The organism is Streptomyces sp. NPDC031100 (genome assembly GCF_055570785.1).
Genome location: NZ_JBVIGN010000011.1, coordinates 335,812 through 341,811, shown reverse-complemented (window position 1 = coordinate 341,811; position 6,000 = coordinate 335,812). Strand labels below are relative to the sequence as shown.

The 6,000-nt window shown below is 71.8% G+C and carries 4 protein-coding genes and 1 pseudogene; 1 reads left to right on the top strand and 4 read right to left on the bottom strand.

The window, feature by feature from the left end; all coding sequences use genetic code 11:
• Positions 1–108 precede the first annotated feature (108 nt).
• The 4 genes and pseudogenes from ACZ5DS_RS29970 to ACZ5DS_RS29955 form a co-directional block, all read right to left on the bottom strand.
• Complete coding sequence (locus tag ACZ5DS_RS29970; protein WP_468244581.1) at positions 109–561, bottom strand: hypothetical protein; 453 nt, start codon at positions 559–561, stop codon at positions 109–111.
• Between the two features lie 2 nt (positions 562–563).
• Entirely contained in the window at positions 564–2,480 is a 1,917-nt protein-coding gene (locus tag ACZ5DS_RS29965; protein ID WP_468244633.1) for an amidase domain-containing protein, read from the bottom strand.
• Positions 2,481–2,738: 258 nt separating this feature from the next.
• A pseudogene (locus ACZ5DS_RS29960) lies at positions 2,739–4,535 on the bottom strand (DNRLRE domain-containing protein); the annotation flags it as partial.
• A 275-nt stretch (positions 4,536–4,810) separates the two neighbouring features.
• The gene (locus tag ACZ5DS_RS29955) at positions 4,811–5,389 is read right to left on the bottom strand and encodes a TetR/AcrR family transcriptional regulator (protein ID WP_468244579.1); all 579 of its coding nucleotides are present in this window, start codon (positions 5,387–5,389) and stop codon (positions 4,811–4,813) included.
• Between the two features lie 91 nt (positions 5,390–5,480).
• On the opposite strand from ACZ5DS_RS29955, the gene ACZ5DS_RS29950 reads away from it, so the two are divergent.
• Positions 5,481–5,927 (top strand): anthrone oxygenase family protein, encoded by a 447-nt coding sequence (locus ACZ5DS_RS29950; protein ID WP_468244577.1) that lies wholly within the window; start codon positions 5,481–5,483, stop codon positions 5,925–5,927.
• Positions 5,928–6,000: the final 73 nt, after the last annotated feature.

The window sequence follows — 6,000 nt, the reverse complement described above, 5'->3', positions numbered from 1 at the left end:
AGGAAGCAGCGCAGCCAGAAAGAGAAAAAAGAGCCAGAAGGTAGGAGAAACGCGACCCCCCCCCCCCCCCCCCCCCCCCCCCCCCCCCCCCCCCCCCCTCGTCGTCTCTCAGGACTGCCGGCGGGGCGCCGGATCGTCCAGGACGATTCCCCAGGCGTCGTCCTCGCCGATCCGCACCGTGACGTCCTGCGCCCGGCGGGAGCCGGAGAAGTGGAGGACCACGTCCTGGCGCACGGAGCCCTCGTCGAGGAAGTCGGCGGTCACCTCGTCGCGGGCCGCCTTGCCGTAGGTCCTGATCCAGGCACGGGCTTCGGGGCCCGCGTCGCCGCCCTCGGTGTCGAGGGCGGCGAGGCCGTCGGCGTCCCCGTCGGCCAGGCGCCAGACGAGCTTCTGGACCGTTTCGAGACTGCCCGTGCTGGGGTGGCCCGTCACGCGCAGTGGACGGTGGTTCGTGTAGTCCGTCTGGTAGTCCAGGGAGTCGTCCGAGCAGGCCGTCAGGGCGGCACCGAGCGCGAACGTGAGGGCGGCGGCCCGGATGCGGGTCGATGTCGTCGATGTCATGGTCAGCTCCTCGACTTCGGGCGGAGGATGATCACGCGCTCGATGTGGTTGGCCTTGTGGCGGTAGCGGGCGATGGCCGCGCTCAGCGTGGTCTTGTTGACGCCGCCGTGCTGGCGGAGCTGGATCTCCCGGCCGTTGTTGCCGACCACGACCGCGGCGTGGTTGTACACCTTCTCCTTCTTCCACTTGAACAGGACGATGTCGCCGGGCCTGGCGTTCTTCTTCGACACCGACGGCGCCTTGCGGTACTTGGTCATGTGGCGGCGGAAGTTCTCGGCGCCGGACCAGGTGTAGCTCTTGTTCTTGATCGTGCCGAACAGGTAGTACTGCTGCCACCAGGCGCGGTCGTGCTTGCGGCCGCCGGAGCGGGTCTTCATCTTTCCGCCGTAGTAGAGGGCCTTGGACACGAAGTTGGTGCAGTCCTGGCCGTACTCCCACTTGGTGTTGATGTTCTTCGAGGCCCACTTGGCGGTGCCGGAGCCGGAGACGGCGGCGGCGCGCAGGGCCGCGGGTGCCGGGGCCGCCGCCTCCTCCACCGGGAAGCCGTCGGCGTCCAGGGCGATGGGCTCGTCCGGGACCTCGTCGGCGTCCTGGGTGTCGGACGGGGCCACGTCCAGGCCGTTCCAGGCGGAGGGTGCCTCGGTCAGCACGGTCTCGGCGGCCGGGGCGTCGGTCGCCAGGTGCAGGATCGGGGCGCCGTCGTTGCTGCTGAACGTGAACCGCTGCTCCTGGAGCCCCTCGTCGGGTTCGGCGGAACCGTCCTGCGTCAGCCGGGCCGACTCCTCGACCGCCGCCCGCAGGAAGACGGTTCCGTCGGCGTCGACACCGGCCAGGACGTCGGACAGCTTCGCCGAGGCGTCGGTGTAGGCGCGGCCGTGCCGGGCGAGGGCCTCGCGGGACTCGACGAGGGCGGGGGCCTGCGCGTTCAGCAGGTCCGCGAAGGAGGTCCCGCGGGGGCTCGCGGCGAGTGCTGCGGCCGCGGTGGTGTGGCGGCCGGTGAGGATCCCGGCCCGGGCGTCGAGGTACTGCTGGACGATCTCCCGGTACGCGCCGGCGCCGCCCGGGACGCCCGCGGTGGTCACCGGCTCGGAGGTGGCGGCGGAGCTGGTGCCGTGTGCGGTGCCGGCCTGGACGGAGACGCGGTAGGCGGTCTTGTCCGTCAGGCCGCTGACGACGGCGCGCGTGGCGGGCGTGGTCAGGCGGGCGGCCTCGGTGCCGTCCTCCTTGCGTACCACGACGGTGTACTCGGGGCCGTCGCCGGCCGACCCCTCGTCCTGCGGCGGGTTCCAGGTGGCCAGCAGTCCCCCGTCGCCGGAGGTGGCCCGGAGGTCCTGCGGGCGGCCCGGGGCGGCCGCGGGGACGTAGTCGATCACCAGGCGGGGCCGCTGGGCGGCGTCCTTGGCCCGGCCGGAGTGGTAGACGACGGTCTCCCGGACACCGGCAGGCAGCCGCAGCGCGAGGCCCTCACCGCTCTCCTGCTCCAGCCAGGACTGGACGACCGGGGCGAGGTCCTGGCCGGCGGCGCGGGCGGCGTCGGCGAAGGGGGCCTCGTCGAGAAGGTCCGGAAGATCCTTGCCGTGCTGCGGGGCCGTCCAGGGGTCGAGCAACTCATAGATCTCGACCGGCCGTTCGGCACCGCTCACAGGCGTCAGTTCGAGCCGGGCCGTGGCGATCCGGGCGCCTGCGGGCACCTTGGTCAGGTCGGGCTTGAGCCAGACGGCGTGGTCGGCGTCGAGGACGAGCCGCTCGTCCCGCACCGCCGGGCCCTCCTCCCGTACGGCGGCGGTGGCGTCGTCCAGCGACGTGCCGCTCAGGGTCAGCGACTTGGTCTCGGGCGCCTTCGGGCCGGGCTTGTCGGACGCGGTGAACTCCTGCTCGTACGACCAGGCCGAGCAGCCGGCGTCGGTGCAGGCGCGCATCGCCCAGCGGTACGTCGCACCGGAGCGCAGCGCGCCCGCCGGCACCTGGGCGGCGGCGCGCCGGCCGCTGTCCACCCAGGCGTCGGGTACGCGCACGCCGTCGAGGGGTTTGCCGTCCTCGTCGCGCAGGACGAACTCGGCGCGGACACGGCCCTGTTCGGGGCTCGAGGCGACACCGGAGAGGAGGGGAGTGAGGGTGTCGGTCGCGCCCTGCTCCAGCGCCTGCGGCATGTCGGGCAGCCCGCCGGGCCGCCGGCCGGTCTGCACGGTGAACGTGGTCCACTCCGACCAGGCGGAGTTGAAGTGGGTGCCGTCGTAGGGGCTGGTGCGGAAGCGGTAGGTGGTGCCGTCCTTCAGCAGGCCGTCGGGCAGGGTGACGGCGGCGGGGCGGCCCGAGTCGACGTACGGGGAGACGAAGTGGTCGCCGACACGCTTGCCGGTGGCGGCCTCGACGACCTCGAAGGTGCCGTTGATCCGGTCACCGTCCTTGTCGGAGAAGGTGTCGCGCAGGGTCGGGGTCGTGGTGTCGACCTGCCAGGTGCCGGAGGCGTCCTTGACGTACGGCGGTCCGGCCTGCCGGTTGTTGCCGGAGCGCGGACGGAAGTTGTACGACACGGTCAGCTTCGGCGGGTTCGCGGTCGCGTTGGCCGAGTTGACGCGCTTCCAGGGGGCGACGGCGGACTCGTCGGCGGCCTTCAGGGCCATCGTGGCGGTGGGCGCCTTGGCCGAGGCCCAGGTCTGCACGAGCGTCGTCACGTCGGCGCCGATCCAGCCGTCGGCGCCGCAGGCCGGGTTGCCCTTGGTCTCGGTGGAGGTGGCGTACTTCTTGTACAGCGCGGGCTGGCTGGTCCAGCGGCTGGCGGTGGTCGCCCGGTCGGCCGACCAGACCTCCCAGGCCTGCGGTGTGCAGTCGGTGTTGGCCGAGTGGAAGTTCCACAGGCTCAGTTTGGCGCTGCTGACCAGGGCGTCCGCGATGGGGGCGGTGCCCCAGGTGAGGAACGAACGGGCCGTACGGGGACTACCGCCCGCGTTCTTCGTCCCCGGGTTGCCGAAGTCCAGCTCGGTGTCGGTGGACCAGTCGCGGGTCTCGCCCTGCTGGACGTAGGTGTCGAAAACGTTGCTCAGAGCCGAGGTGGACGGATCGACGGTCACCGGGTAGCGGGTCTCCGGGTCGGCCAGGAAGCCTGCGTCCGGGGTCACCACCAGGTCGAAGGAGTCGTCGCCCGTCTCCACGACCTCCATGTCCACCGGGACCCGACGGGTGTGCTCGCCCGACCGCTCGTCGACGGTGGCGTCCCACATCACCGGCGCCGGCATGACGGCCCGCTCCTGGCCGGTGCGCCGGTCGGTGAACAGCACGCTGCCGTCGGCCTGGTGCTTGACGCGGAGCCCCTCGGCCCGGAGCGGCAAGGTGTAGCGGTAGGCGCCCTTGCCGTCGGAGCTGACCTGCTCCGGGCGCTTCTTGATCTCGACGTACTGCTCGAAGCCGGTCCGGGTCGCCTCCACGATCACGTCGGCGCCGGGCACGGCCTCGGGGTACTCGGCCCGGTTGCCGTCCAGCCGGGGCCTGGGCAGCCCGCCCTTCCACTGCAGGGTGACCTGCCGGTCGCCCTCGCCGAGGGTGACGAGATCGCGGGGCTTGGCCGTACGGGTCTCGGCAAGCGAGTCGGCCGTCTCGCCGCCCGGGCCGCCCAGGGTCAGATCGGCGGGGTGCGCCTTGGGCGCCACGGAGCCGTCCGGGCGCGCGGCCAGGTCGGTGTCGACGGCCACCCAGCGGCCGTCGCGCTCGAACCGGACCGGTCCCGCGGTCAGCTCGGTGGTCAGAGAACCGTCCGCCTGCACCCAGGTGGTGGAGGTCTCGGTCCGCTCGGACAGCGCCTCCACGCGGGCGCCACTGCGGCGGGCCGCGGCGAGGGCCGACGGGACGTCAGGGGCCGTCGTGGCAGCCGGTTCCGGGGTGCCCTGCTGCGGAGGTGGAGTGGCGTACGCCGGTGCTGCCGGCAGCAGGACGGAGAGGAGGACCAGGCCGGTTGTACCGGCCTTGGGTATGCGCATGTGTTTGTCAAGCCTTTGGTCAATCGCGGGTAATGCGATCGCAAAGCCTAGGAGGAGTCGCGATGCCCGCATACCGACCAATGACCGTTTTACACGCATCTATCCGGCCACGGCGAGAGTGACAATGATCATGAACAGGCACCGGAACGCCGGGGCCCGAAAACCCGTCGCTCGCCGTTCACTCCGCGCGGGGACGCGAGTGACCGGAAGCGTTGCCGCAGGCAGGCGGCGGCGGGGCCCGAGGGCCCCGGCTGCCTGCCCGTCGGGACGGTGTGTCAGACCATGGCGAGCCGGTCCACCAGCAGCTCCACCCTCGGCTCGGCGTCCTCGGGCAGCAGGCGGCCCGCGCGGGTCAGGGTCGCAAGGCCGTGCAGGGCCGCCCAGAACACCTCGGTGAACAGCCCCGGGTGGACGCCGTCGCCGGCGACCTCGCCGAGAGTCTCCAGCAGGGCGGCGAAGGCGTCCTTCAGAGGCTCTGGGGTGTCCTCCTGCGCGTACGCCAGGCCGCCGTCGAGCTGGAACAAGGCGTCGTAGACCGCCGGGTTGCGCTCGGCGAAGTCGAGGTAGGCGCGGGCCAGGGCGGCGACCCGCTCGCGCGGGCCGCCCGCGCCGGCGGTCGCGGCACGCACCGCCACGGCCATCTCGGCGGCCCCCTGAAGGGCGACGGCGCCGATGATCTCGCGCTTGCCGCGGAAGTGGCTGTAGAGGACGGGCTGACTGTATTCGATGCGCTCGGCGAGCCGGCGGGTGGTGACCGCGTCCCAGCCCTGCTGCTCGGCGAGTTCGCGGGCTGTCGCCACGATGAGGCGCTCGCGCTCCGCCCGTTCGCGCTCCTTGCGTTCCTTTACCGACATGAATCGATCCTAGCATCGCTAGACAACCGAGCGGCAGCAGTACTAGCGTTGCCTCATCAGCTAGCAATGCTAGTTCAACGGAGGGATCGTCATGCTCAACGCACTCGAGGTCGTCACCACCGTCGTCGTCGGCCTGATGGTGGGGGTGGAATTCTCCGTCGCCTTCATCATGAACCGGATCCTGGACGCGCTTCCCGAGGACAGCGGCCAGCTCGGCCACGCCCACGGCGGCCGGATGCTCGGCGCCCTGATGCCGTTCTGGTACATCGGCTCGCTCGTCCTCAGCGCGATCTGGGCCGTCGCCGGATGGCACCACCACGGCGCCGGACTCGTCGTCACCGCCGCCGGACTGCTGATCGTCAGCGTGGTCATGTCGATACTGCTGCTCGTCCCGATCAACAACCGAAACAAGACCTGGACCCCCGAGAACCGGCCCGCCGACTGGAAGGAGCAGCTGCACCGCTGGGACCGCTACCACTACGTCCGCGTCGCCGTCATCATCGCCGCCTTCACCCTGCTGGTCGCCGCCCTCGCCTGACACCACCGCTGCCCCGGCATGCGCTGGTTCGCCCCTGTATATCGACGGCTTTCGCCCCGTCGGGGTGAGCCCG

Coding starts and splice junctions, on each gene's coding strand:
- ACZ5DS_RS29950 (WP_468244577.1), top strand. CDS start 5,481: ATGCTCAACGCACTCGAGGTCGTCACCACCGTCGTCGTCGGCCTGATG.
- ACZ5DS_RS29965 (WP_468244633.1), bottom strand. CDS start 2,480: ATGCGCGCCTGCACCGACGCCGGCTGCTCGGCCTGGTCGTACGAGCAG.
- ACZ5DS_RS29970 (WP_468244581.1), bottom strand. CDS start 561: ATGACATCGACGACATCGACCCGCATCCGGGCCGCCGCCCTCACGTTC.
- ACZ5DS_RS29955 (WP_468244579.1), bottom strand. CDS start 5,389: ATGTCGGTAAAGGAACGCAAGGAGCGCGAACGGGCGGAGCGCGAGCGC.